At 39.0% G+C, this 17,651-nt stretch carries 16 protein-coding genes; 3 read left to right on the forward strand and 13 right to left on the reverse strand.

Going from position 1 to position 17,651, the window contains the following annotated elements; all coding sequences use genetic code 11:
* Positions 1 to 578: 578 nt before the first annotated feature.
* Positions 579 to 2,069: a lysine--tRNA ligase gene (lysS, locus tag QYB95_RS17530; RefSeq protein WP_301139671.1), complete on the reverse strand. Its 1,491-nt coding sequence runs from the start codon at positions 2,067 to 2,069 to the stop codon at positions 579 to 581.
* A 367-nt stretch (positions 2,070 to 2,436) separates the two neighbouring features.
* On the opposite strand from lysS, the gene QYB95_RS17535 reads away from it, so the two are divergent.
* Entirely contained in the window at positions 2,437 to 2,916 is a 480-nt protein-coding gene (locus tag QYB95_RS17535) for a DinB family protein (protein WP_301139672.1), read from the forward strand.
* A 52-nt stretch (positions 2,917 to 2,968) separates the two neighbouring features.
* Here the strand turns inward: QYB95_RS17535 and dusB are convergent, their stop codons facing one another.
* The 4 genes from dusB to folP form a co-directional block, all read right to left on the reverse strand.
* Positions 2,969 to 3,982, reverse strand: a complete 1,014-nt coding sequence (gene dusB, locus QYB95_RS17540; protein ID WP_301139673.1) for a tRNA dihydrouridine synthase DusB — start codon at positions 3,980 to 3,982, stop codon at positions 2,969 to 2,971.
* A 109-nt stretch (positions 3,983 to 4,091) separates the two neighbouring features.
* Positions 4,092 to 4,595, reverse strand: a complete 504-nt coding sequence (gene folK / locus QYB95_RS17545; protein WP_301139674.1) for a 2-amino-4-hydroxy-6-hydroxymethyldihydropteridine diphosphokinase — start codon at positions 4,593 to 4,595, stop codon at positions 4,092 to 4,094.
* Positions 4,588 to 4,959, reverse strand: a complete 372-nt coding sequence (gene folB / locus QYB95_RS17550; protein ID WP_301139716.1) for a dihydroneopterin aldolase — start codon at positions 4,957 to 4,959, stop codon at positions 4,588 to 4,590. Before folB ends, folK begins: the two co-directional genes overlap by 8 nt.
* A 20-nt stretch (positions 4,960 to 4,979) precedes the next feature.
* On the reverse strand, positions 4,980 to 5,843 hold the full coding sequence (gene folP / locus QYB95_RS17555) for a dihydropteroate synthase (RefSeq protein WP_301139675.1): 864 nt from the start codon (positions 5,841 to 5,843) through the stop codon (positions 4,980 to 4,982).
* A gap of 252 nt (positions 5,844 to 6,095) precedes the next feature.
* On the opposite strand from folP, the gene QYB95_RS17560 reads away from it, so the two are divergent.
* Positions 6,096 to 6,374, forward strand: coding sequence for a hypothetical protein (locus QYB95_RS17560; protein WP_301139676.1), 279 nt, complete (start codon positions 6,096 to 6,098; stop codon positions 6,372 to 6,374).
* A 66-nt stretch (positions 6,375 to 6,440) separates the two neighbouring features.
* On the opposite strand, the gene cysK is transcribed toward QYB95_RS17560, so the two are convergent.
* The 8 genes from cysK to QYB95_RS17600 all read right to left on the reverse strand — a co-directional run bounded on the left by cysK (position 6,441) and on the right by QYB95_RS17600 (position 17,177).
* Positions 6,441 to 7,370, reverse strand: a complete 930-nt coding sequence (gene cysK, locus QYB95_RS17565; RefSeq protein WP_301139677.1) for a cysteine synthase A — start codon at positions 7,368 to 7,370, stop codon at positions 6,441 to 6,443.
* A 125-nt stretch (positions 7,371 to 7,495) separates the two neighbouring features.
* Positions 7,496 to 8,449: a peptidyl-prolyl cis-trans isomerase gene (locus tag QYB95_RS17570; RefSeq protein WP_301139678.1), complete on the reverse strand. Its 954-nt coding sequence runs from the start codon at positions 8,447 to 8,449 to the stop codon at positions 7,496 to 7,498.
* Positions 8,430 to 9,314, reverse strand: coding sequence for an Hsp33 family molecular chaperone HslO (gene hslO / locus QYB95_RS17575; RefSeq protein ID WP_301139679.1), 885 nt, complete (start codon positions 9,312 to 9,314; stop codon positions 8,430 to 8,432). The genes QYB95_RS17570 and hslO overlap by 20 nt, the downstream gene beginning before the upstream one ends.
* 17 nt (positions 9,315 to 9,331) lie before the next feature.
* Positions 9,332 to 10,102: a type III pantothenate kinase gene (locus QYB95_RS17580; protein ID WP_301139680.1), complete on the reverse strand. Its 771-nt coding sequence runs from the start codon at positions 10,100 to 10,102 to the stop codon at positions 9,332 to 9,334.
* 307 nt (positions 10,103 to 10,409) lie between these two features.
* A complete protein-coding gene (gene ftsH / locus QYB95_RS17585) occupies positions 10,410 to 12,464 on the reverse strand; it encodes an ATP-dependent zinc metalloprotease FtsH (protein WP_301139681.1) in 2,055 nt (684 codons plus the stop codon).
* 135 nt (positions 12,465 to 12,599) lie between these two features.
* The gene (gene hpt, locus QYB95_RS17590; protein WP_301139682.1) at positions 12,600 to 13,142 is read right to left on the reverse strand and encodes a hypoxanthine phosphoribosyltransferase; all 543 of its coding nucleotides are present in this window, start codon (positions 13,140 to 13,142) and stop codon (positions 12,600 to 12,602) included.
* A gap of 184 nt (positions 13,143 to 13,326) precedes the next feature.
* The gene (gene tilS, locus QYB95_RS17595; protein ID WP_301139683.1) at positions 13,327 to 14,754 is read right to left on the reverse strand and encodes a tRNA lysidine(34) synthetase TilS; all 1,428 of its coding nucleotides are present in this window, start codon (positions 14,752 to 14,754) and stop codon (positions 13,327 to 13,329) included.
* A gap of 29 nt (positions 14,755 to 14,783) precedes the next feature.
* Entirely contained in the window at positions 14,784 to 17,177 is a 2,394-nt protein-coding gene (locus tag QYB95_RS17600; RefSeq protein ID WP_301139684.1) for a SpoIIE family protein phosphatase, read from the reverse strand.
* A 237-nt stretch (positions 17,178 to 17,414) separates the two neighbouring features.
* Between QYB95_RS17600 and QYB95_RS17605 the strand changes: the two genes are divergently transcribed.
* Entirely contained in the window at positions 17,415 to 17,597 is a 183-nt protein-coding gene (locus tag QYB95_RS17605; RefSeq protein ID WP_301139685.1) for a hypothetical protein, read from the forward strand.
* Positions 17,598 to 17,651: the final 54 nt, after the last annotated feature.

The following is a 17,651-nucleotide window of genomic DNA, read 5'->3' on the forward strand; positions in this document are numbered from 1 at the left end:
TCATCGCTGTTTTCAACAGCAACTCTTATATTATACTCGTTAACAACTAAGTTGTCAACACTTTTTTATTTCTTTTATTTCGTCGCTATCAAATAGCAGCTTTTATATCTTATCACTTTCAAATTACATTGTCAACAATATTTTTGAAAGCTTTTTAAATGTCTCATCGCGTTTCAGCGACTTTAATAATTTATCATCTTTTAGAATAACATGCAAGAGTTTTTCTAAAAAAACTTTAATTCTTTTTTATCCATAATAAATACTGAAGAAACAACCAGTATTAACCCTTTATGATATCTAGTTTTAAACAGTGATAGAAAGATCACGCTCTTTATTTATAATGCCAGAATAATATTAGTTTCTATAGATTTGTTTGCACCCCGGTTATATATTGCTTGAACTACCGCGAGATGCAATTAAACAAAATACACTTACAGCTTCAGCTTTCTATATATCCCACTTTCCCTTCAACAACCAAAAAAGTCGAAGTGCTCAATGCACTCCGACTCTCTACTTATCATTTCACCTTAAATTTATATGAGGTGATTTTATTATGTTCACTATCGCAATTTCTTCTATTAGTCACGATGACGCATAGTTGGGAATAGTAAAACATCACGGATTGATTGTGCGTTTGTTAATAACATGATTAGACGATCAATACCGATTCCTAGTCCACCTGTAGGAGGCATACCGTATTCTAACGCTTCAATGAAGTCATTATCCATATCGTGTGCTTCATCATTACCAGCCTCTTTTTCAGCTAATTGTGCTTCAAAGCGTTCTCTTTGATCAATTGGGTCATTTAATTCTGTAAAGGCATTCGCGTGTTCACGACGCACGATAAATAGTTCGAAACGGTCTGTGAAGCGTTCGTCTTCAGGATTTTTCTTAGCTAATGGCGAGATTTCCACTGGGTGCCCGTAGATGAATGTTGGTTGAACCAATGTTTCTTCTACTTTTTGTTCAAAGAATTCATTAATAATATGTCCAACTTCATGAACATCCTTGATTTCTACACCATGTTCTTTCGCAAGAGCTTGTGCTTCTTCTTTTGTCATCGGCTTCCAGAAGTCTACACCTGTTGCTTCTTTTACTGCATCTACCATGTGAAGTCGTTTCCATCCTGGAGCAAGATGGATTAGATCATCTCCATATTGAACATCAGTAGTACCTAATACTTCTTGTGCCACATGAGAAATCAAATTTTCAGTAAGCGCCATGATATCGCGGTAATCTGCATATGCTTCGTACAACTCAATCATTGTAAATTCAGGGTTATGACGAGTCGAGATACCTTCATTTCGGAATACACGTCCAATCTCATAAACTTTTTCAAGTCCCCCAACGATTAAACGTTTAAGATGTAATTCAATTGCTATACGCATGTATAATTCCATATCTAACGCATTGTGGTGCGTAATGAAAGGACGCGCTGCTGCACCACCAGCAATCGTGTGCAACATTGGTGTTTCCACTTCTAAATAATCATGGCTATCTAGATAATTGCGGATAGCACGGATAATCTTAGAACGTGTAATGAATGTTTTTTTACTATCTGAATTTGTCATTAAATCCAAATAGCGTTGACGATAGCGTTGTTCTACGTCCTGTAAACCATGGAATTTCTCGGGCATTGGGCGTAATGATTTCGTTAAGAAAGAAAACTCCTCCGCCTTCACGGATAGCTCTCCTACTTGTGTACGGAATACATTTCCGCGAATCCCTACAATATCACCCAAATCTGCTTGATTAAATAAATCATACTGTTCGTCGCCAACATGGTCTTTACGAACATAAATTTGAATCTGTCCTGCTAGGTCCTGGATGTGAGCAAAGCCCGCTTTCCCTTTTCCGCGCTTAGTCATAATCCGTCCAGCAATAACAACTTCACGTAAGTTTTCTTCTAATTCTTCTTTTGAAAATTGGTCGAATTGTTCCACCACTTCATTTGATAAGTGTGTACGTTCGAAACGGCTGCCAAATGGGTCCATACCGTTTTCACGAATATTCGTCATCTTTTGGCGTCTCACCAAAAGTTGGTCGTTTAATTCTTCAATGTTTGACATATGCTTCACTCCTTATATTTGTGCTTTGTCAGTAGAGACCGTCTAAAAAGTCGGTTAGGGGGACACTAAATTTCCTTAGAAAACGTTCCAGTCCACTACAACCAATTAACTAAATGTAATTACTTGCATTCCACCAATAGCGTTCAATTAATCCATAATGTACCTATTGTACACAATTTCCGTATGCTATTCATCACTTTCGATTCAATTTATACGGATTCATAAATATTTTATTTTTCAAAAAATTCATTTCCGCTATATTAGGTTTAGACAGAAATCTCTCTTTTACTTGTACGAGTTTATTTATTCCTACAATGAAGTAAAAATATGCTAAAATTTCCGTATTAACTTGAGAGGGGATTTTATTATGTATCGTAATTTAAATGATTTTATTCAGGAATGGGAAAGAAACTGCGCGGGGACATTAGCAATTTTCGAATCAATAACAGATGAGAAAAAACATACAGCAATCGCCGAAGGTCATAGTTCACTTGAATCATTAAGCTGGCACTTAACAACAGCTCCTGCCTATTTCATGGGACAAGCGGGGCTTTCTCTAGATGTCGAGTTAAATCCTAAAAATACTCCGGCAGCAATCAGTGAAATTGTAGGTATTTATAAAACTGCAAGTGAAAATGTCGCGAAAGTGGCAAAGGAAAATCTGTCTGATGAAAAGCTTTTAACAGAAGTTAATAGTCATGGACAATTAACACCGATTGGGGCTGTTCTTCGTTTAATGGTTGATCATCAAACACATCACCGCGCCCAGATGCAAGTATTGCTTCGCCAAGCAGGATTACGCGTTCCTGGTGTTATGGGACCAACAAAAGAAGATTTAGCGAGATAAATACGATAAAAGGCATCCTCTATCAATATTGATACAAGGATGCCGTTTTTTATTACATTGCTTGAGCTTCTTCGTGTTCAGCTAATTCCACTGCTACACTTTGTAATACAGCTCGTAATTCAGCTGCTGTTTCCATCTGATTAATGGCATTACGGACTTTTCCATTACCGCGGATTCCTTTTAAATACCATGAAGCGTGTTTACGCATTTCACGAACAGCTACACTCTCACCTTTAAGCTGCATTAAACGTTCAAAGTGAAGCAAGCAAACGTCCATTTTCTCAGCTACTGAAGGTTCCGGTTTTAATTCACCAGTTTCAAGGTATTGCACCGTACGATAAATCATCCACGGGTTCCCTAATGCAGCACGTCCTATCATAACTGCATCTACACCCGTTTCATCTAACATGCGTTTTGCATCTTGGGGTGTTTCAACATCACCGTTCCCGATGAATGGAATACTTATATTTTTCTTCACTTCTTTGATAATTTCCCAGTTCGCTTTTCCTTCATACATCTGTACCCTTGTACGCCCATGCATGGCAATGGCTGCTGCACCGGCACGTTCGGCTGCTTGTGCATTTTCGACTGCGAAAATATGTTCGTCATCCCAGCCAATCCGCATTTTTACACTAACCGGCTTATCAACTGCATCTACAACGGCAGAAACCATTTCATAGATTTTATTAGGATCAAGAAGCCATTTTGCTCCCGCTTCACATTTAATGATCTTATTTACCGGGCAGCCCATGTTGATATCGATAATATCTGCATTCGTATTTTTATCAACATATCGTGCAGCTTCTACCAGTGTTTCCTTATCTCCACCAAAGATTTGTAAAGAAAGTGGATTTTCACGTTCATCGATATAGAGCATATCCAATGTTTTTTGGTTGCGCTGAACCAACCCTTTATCGCTGATCATTTCAGCATATACTAAACCAGCACCGAATTCTTTTACTGTTAAACGGAAAGCCGAGTTGCATACTCCGGCCATTGGCGCTAGCACGACACGGTTATCCATGACAATATCGCCAATTTGAAATGGCTTTTTTTGTGTAGTCAATACATTCTCCTCCGAATAGGAAAGTCGAACCTTTCCCTTTCTAAATTAATCTATAGATCACAAATCATAATTCGCTTTTCAGTCAATGACTTTTTACTAACCTTAAAAACTACTCAACACTCATACTATCTTTCCACTTAATAATGCCTTCTGCCTCGAGCTCCATACTTTCCAGGCTTGACTTAGCCATTTCAAGCTGGGGCGTCTCTAAGCTCTTGGCAATCTCTAAAAGCGGAACTAGTACAAAGGCTCTTTCAAACATTCTTGGATGTGGAACGATTAAGTTCTCAGTTTCAATATTGTCGTTATTATAAAGCAAAATGTCAAGGTCTATAATTCGAGGACCCCATCTGATTTCCCGAACCCGACCCAGCTCATTTTCAACGGATTGGCAAATTTCCAGCATATCCGCAGCCGAGTGTGATGTTTCTATGCCAAGGGCTATATTTAGAAATGCCGGCTGGTCTACATAGCCAACAGGAGCAGTTTCGTATATTGAAGAAATCGTCTTTACATTTACATTCGGTTTATCCTTCAGGAGTTGAACGGCAAGCTGCAGGTTTTGTTCCCGCTCCCCAATATTGGTACCTAAAGATAAATAAACTCTATTCATAAAAGCGACCTCTTACGATCTCTACTGCTACTTCTTTATAGTGTCCAGGGATTGGGGGATCCGGTTTTATCACTTCCACCTTGCAACCGTATACTTGTCCCTCATAATTCATTAGTATTTTAGCCGCGATATTTTCAGCGACAGCTTCAATTAATTTATAGGGTTTCCCCTCTATTACTTCCTTACAAATATCATAGACGCCCACATAGCTTACCGTGTTCTCCAATTCATCTGTTTGCCCCGCTTTTTGAATATCAACAGCCAATGAAACAGTCGCTCTGAACCTTTGACCTAATACGTTCTCTTCTGCTAATACGCCGTGATAACCAAAAAATTGCATGTCTCTTAAATGTATATAATCCATCATTTCATCTCCTTAAGCAATTAGTGTCTAGCGGGCAATTCTTCAGTTACCTGGAATTTTCCCATTAATGCATCAATCATTTTAACGGTACGTGCCACTTCTTTGACATCATGAACGCGAACAATATGGCATCCCTTCATCACGCCAAAAGCACAAGTTGCTGCTGTTCCCTCAACACGTTCTTCCAAAGGTAAATTTAGAATGGTCCCTATCAACCGTTTACGGGAAGTCGCAAGTAGTACCGGGTATCCAATAGCAACAAGATCCTCTAACCGCTGCATCGTTTCAATGCTTTGCTTTAGGTTCTTTACAAAGCCAATACCCGGATCTAAGATAATATGACTGTCCGGGACACCCGCTTCTTTCACAATCTCAATACTCTTTTGAAGATCGTCCAGGTAGTCTTCAAAAAAATTATTATAGGAAGCTTCTTCCCTATTGTGCATCAAGATTATGGGAACATTGAACTCAGCAGCTACTTTTGCTATTTCGGGGTCGGCTTTTGCCCCCCATATATCGTTAATCATATGAGCACCTGCTTCAACTGCTGCTCTTGCAACTGCTGATTTGTATGTATCAATGGAAAGTATGGCCGGCACTTCCTTTAACAAAGCTTTTATGACAGGCACCACTCTCGCAATTTCATCTTCATCTGAAATTCGTGTATATCCAGGGCGAGTTGATTCTCCTCCGATATCGATTATTTTAGCACCATTTGCGACCATTTCCTTGGCATGCTGTACAGCTCTTTCAACAGAATTAAATTTCCCTCCATCCGAAAAGGAATCTGGCGTTACATTTAAGATTCCCATAACAAACGTTTCTTTCTTATAATCGAGTTCTATATTATTAAGCTTTAATGGTATTTGATATTTCGAAAGCATAAGTTTCCCTCTCTTCATATAATTGTTTGTTTTCTATGTATCTTTTTAGGAAATACTTTTTTAGCAAAATATTTCCCGCGGAATTAATACGAAAACTCAGGCTCAAATAATTTTACCATCATTTTGATATAGTTTATTTTTTATTGCTTAATTTTTGCGCAAAATCGTGATTCTTTTATAGTCTTCCTTCTTACACAAGAAAATAATTATGGCATATGATGCATATGAGTTATTCTTTAGGAGGCATATAAAATGAAAAATAATAACAACATTGATAATAAAAAGACTCAAAAGCCCAATATAGATCAAGCTGGGGCACTTGCGGTAATTGCGGGCTTGTTTTCAACCCTTGGAGAAGGATTTGCCACACTCTCCGCTGCCCTTGCTCTCCAAGAAGAACAGAAAAAAAATCAAGCAAGAGATGCTAATAGCGCAAAAATTGATTTGCAAAACATAGAACGAAAGATTGATAGCCTGGAAAATGAAATAAGACAGATGAAAAAAATGCTATTAAGCAACCGAACTCGATAACTAGTTGATTTTGGGAAAAAGAAAAGGGCATTACCCCAAAGGTAATACCCCAACCGTTTTATTCAATTAGTCTTCAAAGTTGTAAAGTGCTGTAGATAAGTAACGTTCTCCATTAGATGGAACGATTGCTAATACGTTTGAATCTTTGCCAAGACGTTTAGCAGTTTCAATCGCTGCATGGATTGCGGCTCCGGAAGAAATACCAACAAGAATTCCTTCTTCACGACCTGTTTTACGAGCTACTTCAAAAGCAGTTTCGTTATCAACTGGGAAAATCGAAGTATATACTTCCGTGTTTAATACTTTTGGTACAAATCCAGCACCGATTCCTTGGATTTTGTGTGGACCTGGGTTTCCACCCGCAAGGACTGGAGAGTCTTTTGGTTCAACAGCAATAATTTCAATCTCAGGATATTTTTCTTTCAGAACTTCCCCGGCACCAGTAATCGTACCACCAGTTCCGATTCCAGCTACAAATGCATCTAGTTTAAGGCCATCAAATGCTTCTACGATTTCTGGACCTGTCGTTAAGCGGTGAACTTCTGCGTTTGCTTGGTTTTCAAATTGTTGCGGTAGGAAGTAGCCATTTTCTTGAGCAAGACTTTCTGCTTTTGCGATAGCACCTTTCATTCCTTCTGGACCAGGTGTCAATACCAACTCAGCACCATAAGCACGTAATAATTTACGGCGCTCGATACTCATTGTTTCAGGCATTACTAAAATGGCACGGTAGCCTTTTGCAGCAGCGACCATTGCTAGACCAATCCCAGTGTTGCCAGATGTAGGTTCAATGATTGTACCGCCCGGTTTTAATGTACCATCTTTTTCAGCTGCCTCGATCATCGCTAGAGCAATACGGTCTTTTACAGAACTACCAGGGTTAAAGAACTCTAATTTTACGTAAACATTTCCTTCATTTTCCCCTGTTGCATGGTTTAACTTAACGATTGGTGTTTTCCCAACTAACTCTGCAACCGAATTCACTAATTTACTCATATTTGTCAGCCCTCTCCTCAATACCTACTATGTTAATAGGTTTTATCTATTTAGTATATTAGCAATTTAAGATACTTTATGTCAACAATTTCGAATTAAATATTGTGAATATTTTACTAAATCCGTTATGACTCCCCATAGAACCATGTAGCATCAAATTCCTTCCAAAACGCTTCCGGAGTAATTGTCGTTGGTAATTGTTCCAAAGCCAACACTCGTTCTATATGCCCTTTTACTTCTTCATATGTAAACGATTTACCGTCGTTGACTTCTTTTACATAGACGATTCCGTAACGGCCGTCATTCATAACAAATGGTTCACTTATGTCTCCTACACTTACATCTTGCACAGCTTGAGGTATGCTTGTGTCTATGTTGCTTTGGGATTCCGTGATAAATCCAATATCTCCGCCCAGACTTGCTGATGTCGTATCCAGAGAACGTTCACGCGCTAGTACAGAGAAATCTGAACCATCTTCCAGTTCGCTTTTAACACTTTCTGCATCTTTCTTTGATTCTACAATTATGATGCTTGTTCTATATGTAGTCGGGATGTTATAAAGGGACTGATTCTCTTCATAGTAATTTGCTATTTGTTCGGCGTCTGTAACAACGTCTTTTGTTAGTACCTTCTCAAGAATCAGCTGAGCACGTACTTTTTGACGCAATTCCTCATCCGTTAGTTCTTGAATTGTCGTATCTGTTTTATCCTGTGCCGAACGCATAAGGGCTATTTCTAGATCAACTTCCTTATCTGTAACCTTTATATCATACTCTTTTGCTGCATTTTCCATAACCGCTTCATTTACCAAGGTTTGCAGCGTCTCTTTTCCATATCTACTTTCCATTGCCGCCATCCAGTCCTGGCGTGTTATCTTTTTTTGGTCAATGGTAGCGACAATTTCGTCGCCACCAATTTGTTGTTCCCCATCCGGCCAAAGCCAAACGATGAACCAAAGAATATTTCCTGCAAATAGTAATGCCAATACTGTTAAAGTTGGTTTTGTTTTTAGTCTCCGCTGTGAAAGGGGTGTTTGGTTTGATGTTTGATTTGAATAGTTATTGTGATTTGATTTCATTAATAAAACCTTCAAGCTCTTGTTGATCGAAATGATATTTTTCTAAACAGAAGTGGCATTCCGCTTCCGCCCCACCATCTTCGTCGATCATCTCTTGAATTTCCTGAGCACCCAAACTTATGACAGCTACACCAAAACGTTCTTTTGAACATTGACATTTAAATTCTACCGGAGACTTGCTGAGTACTTGAACATTGTCTTGACCTAAAACGACTTCCAATATTTGTTCTGGAGATAGACCTCTTTCAATCATTTTCGAGACTGGCTCTATGTTTTGTAAGTGTTGTTCAATCATAGTAACGGTTTCTTCATCACAACCGGGCATTAATTGAATGATAAAACCACCCGCCGCCAATACACTATTATCCGGGTTTACGAGTACGCCCAGCCCCACAGATGAAGGAACTTGTTCAGAAACTGCAAAGTAATAAGTAAAGTCTTCCCCGATTTCGCCCGATACGATCGGTGTTTGCCCCGAGAACATATCCCGTAAACCTAAATCCTTTACCACTGTTAGTGCTCCTTCTGTCCCTACTGCACGGCGGACATCTAACTTCCCAGCAGAATTCAAGTCAAAATGAACTTGTGGGTTCGTGACAAAACCACGCACTTCCCCCTTTGCATTGGCATCAATAATCATTGGACCAATCGGGCCGTTTCCTTCAATCTTCACTGTTAGTTTTTCTTCACCTTTTAACATTGCACCCATCATGACCGTCGCCGTCATTGAACGTCCTAATGCAGCCGTTGCAGTAGGCCATGTATTATGTCTTCTCTGTGCTTCTCCAACTGTTTCTGTTGTTCTTGCCGCAAAAGCTCGGACATTTCCATTGAAACCTAATGCTCTTATCAGGTAATCATTCATAAGTTACTCCTCATTTCTTATACGTTTTTTTTATAAATTGCATGGAGGCCTTTTAGGGTTAATAAATCATCTACAATATCAATTGACATTGTTTCCCTTGCTATCAAGTTTGCCAAACTTCCTGTTGCCACTACTAGAGGCGGCGTCTTACTATTTTCTTTCATGCGACTCACGATTCCTTCTACTTGGCCAACAAACCCGAAGATAATACCCGATTGCATGGAAGAGATTGTATTTTTGCCAATCACATTCGATGGACGAGAAATCTCGATACGCGGCAACTTTGAAGCCCGAGAATAAAGTGCCTCCGTGGAAATCGTAAGGCCTGGGGCGATTGCTCCCCCAAGATAGTATCCTTTTTCATCTATATAGCAATAGGTTATAGCAGTACCAAAATCAATTACAATCAATGGGCCATCCCCGCCATACTGCTCAAGGGCAGCAACGGCATTCACGATGCGATCCGCACCTACTTCTCGTGGATTTTCAACTTTAATATTCAGCCCATTTTTTACTCCCGGACCTACTATTAATGGTTTAATCTGAAAATATTTTCGGCACATTTCTTCTAATACATACATAATCGGTGGAACAACGGAGGAAATAATAATTCCTTTAATTTGCTCTAATGAAATTTGAACATGTGAAAAAAACGCCTTTACTTGCATCGCGTACTCATCTTCTGTTTTCTGACGATTTGTTTCCATCCGCCAATGATGCTTTAATTTATCTTCCTCAAATATTCCCAAGGCAATATTGGAATTGCCTGCATTCAGTACGAGAATCATCTAATCACGCTCATTTTTAAGTCCAATTTTTAAAAATAATACCATATTGTTGGTTACTATTTATAGTCATAACAATTATATCAACTCCAAGAAATTACTTCCTTTATTTTGGTTAAATCAGAGGAATCTTTATTATGGCCATATATTATTTCTTTATTAGATTCTAATTTGGTACTCCTTAAATGGGCGGACGAAGCATAACAATTTGCTCTTCTAAAACAAAAAAACTGAATGAATATACCGTAGCATACTCATTCAGTCTAGAATCATTTATTTAATTGATATGGATTTATACTTTCAGAAATGATTATTTTTCTCGATCTTCTTTAATTCCGTCAGTTGATTGAGTTGAATTCTTTTCTTTAGGTAAATCCGTTATTGTTGGATCTTGTGTTTGGCCTACAATTTCTTTTTCTAGCGAAGTATTGCCCGCTTTTTCAACTGCCAATTCTTTTGGCTCAGAGTTTTCGGAAGCAGGTTTTGATAGTTCAACAGCTGAATCTTCTTCAACTTTTGAATAATCGATACGTTCCGGAAGTTTCCCGTGGTCTCTCAAATGCTCAATTTGCCCAGCATCCAAAGTTTCGACCTCAAGTAATGTCTCCGCGATTAACTTTAATAAGTCACGTTTTTCCGTTAGAATTTGTTTAGTTCGTTCATATTGCTCCACGATGATTGATTGCATTTCTTTATCAATTTCGTAAGCGATAGAATCGGAATAATTCTGTTCCGAATTAAAGTCACGACCTAGGAATACATTACCGCCTTGACTTGAACCAAATTGCATTGGTCCTAATTTATCGCTCATTCCATACTCTGTAACCATGGAACGGGCGATGCCAGTTGCACGCTGGAAGTCATTATGTGCACCTGTTGATACTTCACCGAATGTAATATCTTCGGCAACACGTCCTCCAAGCAGCCCTGCAATTTTATCCAGCAATTCTGGCTTTGTCATGAAGTAGCGATCTTCTTTAGGAAGCATTACAGCATAACCACCCGCTTGACCTCGAGGAACAATTGTTACTTTGTGCACCTTTTCAGCTTGGTCCAATGTTAAACCAACAACAACGTGACCTGCTTCATGGAAGGCAACAATATTACGTTCTTTCTGGGAAATTACACGGCTTGATTTTGCTGGACCAGCAATAACTCGGTCTGTTGCTTCATCAATATCCAGCATGTCAATCTTTTTCTTACTGCGGCGAGTAGCAACAAGTGCCGCCTCGTTTAACAGGTTTTCTAAATCCGCACCCGAGAAGCCCGGTGTACGTTGAGCAATCGCTTTTAGGTCAACATCTTCACGCAATGGTTTATTGCGTGCATGTACTTTCAGGATTTGCTCACGACCTTTAACATCTGGACGGCCAACCGTAATTTGACGGTCAAAACGTCCTGGACGAAGTAATGCAGGGTCTAAAATATCTGGGCGGTTTGTCGCAGCGATAATGATGATTCCTTCATTAACACCGAAACCATCCATTTCAACAAGCAATTGATTTAGCGTTTGCTCACGTTCATCGTGACCGCCGCCAAGACCAGCTCCACGTTGACGACCAACAGCATCTATTTCATCGATAAAGATGATACATGGTGCATTTTTCTTGGCATTTTCGAATAAGTCACGTACACGGCTCGCCCCGACACCGACGAACATTTCAACGAAGTCAGAACCTGAAATCGAGAAGAAAGGTACGCCAGCCTCCCCGGCAACCGCACGTGCAAGCAATGTCTTACCTGTCCCTGGAGGACCTACTAATAAGATACCTTTTGGAATACGTGCACCCATGTCAGTAAATTTACGATGATCTTTCAAGAAATCTACTACCTCTACTAGTTCAGCTTTTTCTTCGTCTGCACCAGCAACATCGTTAAATCGTACTTTTTTCTTTTCAGTATCGTATAACTTCGCTTTACTTTTTCCGAAGTTCATCACTTTATTGCCGCCACCTTGAGATTGACTCAATAGGAAGAAGAATAAAATGATAATAATGATGAACGGGATAATACCGGTAAAGAATTGGACCCACCCGCTAGTTTCCGGGGCTTTTAGCCAATTGATATTCGGATTATTTGCCGCTGTTTCATTAATCTTAGTCATTAAAGCTTGGTTATCTTGTGGGAGATTAACAACAAAGGTTTGCCCTTCATCATACCCTGTCAATTTCCCTTCTACTACAAGTACGCCTGCATCAGGTTGAATATTTGCGTTTTCAACTGAACCTGCATCTAAAGCCTCTAAAAACTCATGATACGTTAACTCTTCCGAATTGGTATTCCCACCATTGAAGGTTCCAAAAATACCGATAATCACGAGAAAAATTAATAAGTAAAATATGGTGTATCGAAATATTCGATTCATCCCCAGCCTCCTCACAACATAACAGAAAAACTATAAGTAAAATCTTATCATACCATTATTTTTTCATACAACGAAAAGCACCGGCAAAATTCATAATTTACAATTTTTGTTGAAAAGTATTCAAAAATCTAAATTTTAGAAGGAATAAACCTCTCTTTTCAAGATGCCAATGTATGGTAAGTTACGATATTTTTCTGCGTAATCTAATCCATATCCAACTACAAATCCATCTGGTACTTCAAAGCCGACGATATCAGCTTTCAAATCCACTTTACGTCCAGAAGGCTTATCAAGAAGTGTAACAATTTTAATTGTTTTAGCTTTACGATATTTAAATAAATCTACTAGATAACTTAGTGTTAAGCCGCTATCAATAATATCTTCAATAATGATGACATCCCGGCCTTCCACACTTGTGTTCAAGTCTTTTAAAATTTTTACTTCCCCTGAAGATACCGTCGCGTTCCCATAGCTCGATACATCCATAAAATCGACTTCAATATATGATTCAAAACGCTTCATTAAATCTGTCATAAAAGGGACAGCGCCTTTTAAAACACCGATTGCCAGAGGGAATTGGTTCTTGTACTCTTCTGTTAATTGAGCCCCTAGTTCAGCAATTCTTTCTTGGATTTGTTCTTCAGTTAATAGAATTTTTTCAATATCATTTTGAATCATGGTGGTTCCTCCTTGAATTTTCAAACACCTTAAAAACAATCATTCATGTAAATACCCTTTAAAAATGTGTTCAATTGCTTAAAAAATTAATCGTTTTGTCTTACTTTATATGAAAAATATAAACATTTTAGCATAGCGCAATTTGCGCTACTCCAAAAAACATTTCATTGCTATTAATAATAACTTATTTTAAAGAAGAATCGTTACTATTTTCACTTGCAATAATCAGAACCATATCATCACTTTCGCGTCTTATGCTTGAAAGCGTTTTACTCACCCTTATTCCTAACACAGCCAGTACTTGATTTTGGGAATCGACAAGTATCGGCCAATGTGCTCGTTCATCCAAAGGGATTTTTTCATCAATAAACAGTCTGGATAATCGTTTTGGGTCTTCCATCCCTTTTAATGATATGCGATCGCCATTTGTTCGAGTTCTTACTAAAAGTGGGGTAGTAACCAAATTTGAATTAAAGAAGTACTTACTTACACTTTGTCCCTTCTCGCATACAACATTTGAGGCTTCTCCTATGTATAATCGAATGCCATTCTGCAGCTGCGTCCATTCTTCCTTCAGTACCATTTGATCGGGAAGGTCTTCATGCTTTAAGTTTGTCAAATTTTCAAATTTCACTTCTCCGTAATTTCGCCTAGCAATGAACTGTTCTGGTAAATGGAGACTTGCACTACCATGGGATGTTCGACACAAACCTAAGATAGAGGAAATAAGTGTATGACTATGGTTAAATCTTGAACTTCTGTAAAGATAGTTTAATAGTATTAAAATGATCCTTCTTTGTAAAGCAACTGGTTCATTTTGAAATAAGGGAATTTTAAGTGTAAATGATTGTTTTCCATTTTCTGCGACAATGTGGGGGAAACGCTCTAGAGCTAACTCTCTCAATACATCATCATCCTGCTGTAGACTTTCCGCAAACTGTACTGCATGGGAAGAAATGTTGCTATTTTCGCTTTTTAATAGAGGGACAATGTGGTGGCGGAAGCGATTCCGTGTGTAATCATCTTTTGCATTACTGGCATCTTCCCGATACGAACCACCCTCTTTTTGTAAATATTCCCTAATTTCCTCTTTTGTAATCGCTAAAAATGGACGAATAATTGTTCCGGCAGAAAAACTTCTTTTTGTATGGATCCCTTTCATCCCACTTATGGTCCCAGCTTTTGTTAAAGCCATCAGGATCGATTCCAATTGATCGTCCGCATGGTGAGCCGTTACCAGCTTATCAATGGAGTTTTTTTTCATCAACTCATCAAAATAGGTGTAGCGCTCTCTGCGACAGATGGCCTGGGAGTTACCTCCTTCTTCCAGAAGCAGTTGAGGGATGGGGATTGAGGTACTAAAAACAGGAATATTATTGTGATGGCAAAACTGTTCCACAAAACGACGATCTTCCAAAGATGTCTCTCCTCTTAGCATATGGTCTACATGGGCAACAAATAAGTTGATTTCAAAAATATGTTGAAACTTCTTGAAAAAATGTACTAATCCCATGGAGTCCATGCCGCCGGAGCATGCAATGAGAAGACGGTCGCCTTTTTCCACTAGATGTTGTTCTGAAATAAACTTTTGCACTTTTAATTCTAATGACACATCTTCTCACCTCAGTATTTCAATATCAATTATGAGATTTCTTTGCTTAAAGGACTAAAAACAGCCCATTTCGGGACTACATGATTCACTGTAAACATAATAACGGTACAATCATCATCAACCGGATAAGCTTCCCCAAATTGCTCCATCACATCATATAAGATTACTTCAATCGGCATATCATTTTGGATGCGCGCCTTTAATAGTTTTACCAAATATCTCTCTTGTTCTTCCCAATCAAACTCACTCGAGAAGACACCATCGGAAACCATGACAACAAAATCATCTGCAAGCAAATTCACTTTTTCAGTCTCAATTGAAAATACGGGCATGAATCCTACAGGAGCTGCTGCCCCATCTACTTTTAGTAATTTTTCACCGCGTAATATATATGTCGACATGCTTCCGGCCTTCCATGACCAAAGAGAGCCCTTTTGCAGATCAACCAATGCAAAATCTATCGTTGCGTACATGTCTACTTCCCGATTTAGAGACATAACATAGTGTAAAGTGTGCATCGCTGTTTCCGGATTCATATTATAGCTTAAGCATTCTCTCATTAAACGCACCAATCGGCGGCTTTCACGCTGCGCTTCGCGGCTTTGGCCCATACCGTCCGATAACATAACGGCAACAAGCCCGGGGTGGATATGGAAAATTGCATGGGTGTCTCCAGAAACCCAGGCTGAATTTTTTGCTCTACTGTATATATCATACTCTATTTCATAGCGAACTGCTGAGCGAAAACGTATTTGTACATGGGCAAATGGATTTTTTTGATCCGAAATCTTCTCCACTTGAAATGGCTCTGCAAAGACATCATATAGAATGGGTAAAACAATTCGTTCACAAAGCATATATTGATCCTCGTGTGTCCGGTTCTTTTGTGCAAACGAACAAATAACAACTCGTTCTCCTACTGTATTATTTAGAACATCAATTTGAAAACAATGCACCTGAGCTCGTTTAAATTGCTGCTCAAGTTCCTCCTCGATGGTTTTAAAAGAAAGCGTCTCGTCTCTCATATCCTCCATTAATTTATTTAAATGGTTGCTTAGATCTCGAAGCTGGAGGGCAATCATTTTTTTGCCATGGTAGAATTGACCATTCATCTTGTCAGTATAGAGTTGATGATCCAACTCTTCCAACAATCTTGTTGATTTCACACACTGTGCTTTTATACGTTTCTCAGCCCGGATCTGCTCCGATTCCTTCACGCCTGCCCTCGCCACAAACCAATCTTCGATAAGGGGTTCCATGGTATTTCTTGCACCCCAACAGCTATCATATCGAAAACAACTTAAGCACGTTGCACAAGGTTCAACCTTGCTGGGCTCATTTACTGTTTCCGTCGAAGTAAATCGGTCGAATACCAACTCCTTCATAAATAAAACAAAGTTTTGAAAGGACTCCAATTTATCCGTTGTATGTTCTGTCAACCATTGCTGCCGTTGAAGCAAGACTTCATCCCGTTTTGGATGAATTGCATCATAAAGAAATGTTGTCATGCTCTTTGGTAATGCCAAGAAAATAATCCCCGCAATAGCAATTGACACAAAATACACTGTATCCAGGGGAAGCGTTGCATCGTAAAAGAAAAAGAATACACTTGGAACCATACTTCCCAAAACAACCCCAAAACGCCCTACCTTGCTAAATAACCCGGCTACAACACCTGTCATGGCATAAACAGAAATCATTCCGGTAAAAGATAATTTTGCTATGCCAACCAAGGCCCCGACTATAGTAGCTACCATCGCTGCGATAGGAACTCCTCCTGTTATGGCTGCAATACAAATGGCCAGATGCAGCAAAAACGGATACAAACCAAAATAGGAAACTACTACGGATTGCACACCTGTCAGCACCATCGCCAAAATAACAAGCCCTGCCCCTACCCGCTCATAACTCCAGCCAGCAGCCCAGAATCGGTGAGGGTGCACTAAAAAGAGATTCACAAAAATGGTCATCAAGAATGCCAAAATGACTTCATAATAAATGTAAAGCTGTACGATTAATGGCGGTATTCCCATGTGCAAGATACCTTGCCAGAGAAATTGTCCAAAAAAGATGGCCAAACTAACAGAAATGCCTATTGGCAATTTCCAAAACTTAAATCGGGTAATTGCTTCATACAGCACAAGCTGCAAACCCAAAATAAATGCTTGTCCCAAACTTAAAGTAAACGCCCCTATTAAACCTCCAACTAGTACTGCCCATTTCTCATTTTCGTATCTTTGTTTGACTATAGCCCATAGAGGCAATAAAAACGGAACGGCCGCTTCAAACATTACTGCCCTGGATAGAAACAACGCCAATAACAAAAAGAAAATGTGTATCAAGAAACTTGATTTCTTAAGAGCAAAGCCTTTAAAGAAAGTTAGCGCCGACGTCTTTTCATTGATCATTCCAATATTTGCCATTTTCTACAGCCCCTTAATTAATAGTGTTAGCGCCTATTATATAAAAGAGTTTCCATAAAATTTGTCTAGTAGTGAAATAATAGAATAAAATCGTTCGACGTAATGTCCGATAAGACAACAATACGAAATACATGGTGCAAGTTCTTAGAAAGTTGGGGGAGACTACTTTATTTCAAGGGTTGTGAAGGATAAACTGGAACTATAGATTATATAATAGAATTTCGGAGGCAATTTATCATGTTCAATAGCTTCAGCATACTTGCGCTTTTATGTTCGACTGGCTCGATTTTAGTCGTTTTAGGTATCATTTTAACAATCCCTGTTGGCCTCCAACTTTTTATGCTGATAGTAGGTTTAATCCTTTGTGGCATCGGTATATTCGGGGTAACGAAACTCCTTTTAAGCGAAAAAGGGAGATAAAAGGGAGCATCGTATTCATTAGAGCTTTCTGGGAATCTTATGTCACTAAAAGAT

Origin of the sequence: Ureibacillus aquaedulcis (genome assembly GCF_030418165.1) — a bacterium.
In the GTDB taxonomy this organism is placed as follows: Bacteria; Bacillota; Bacilli; order Bacillales_A; family Planococcaceae; genus Ureibacillus; species Ureibacillus aquaedulcis.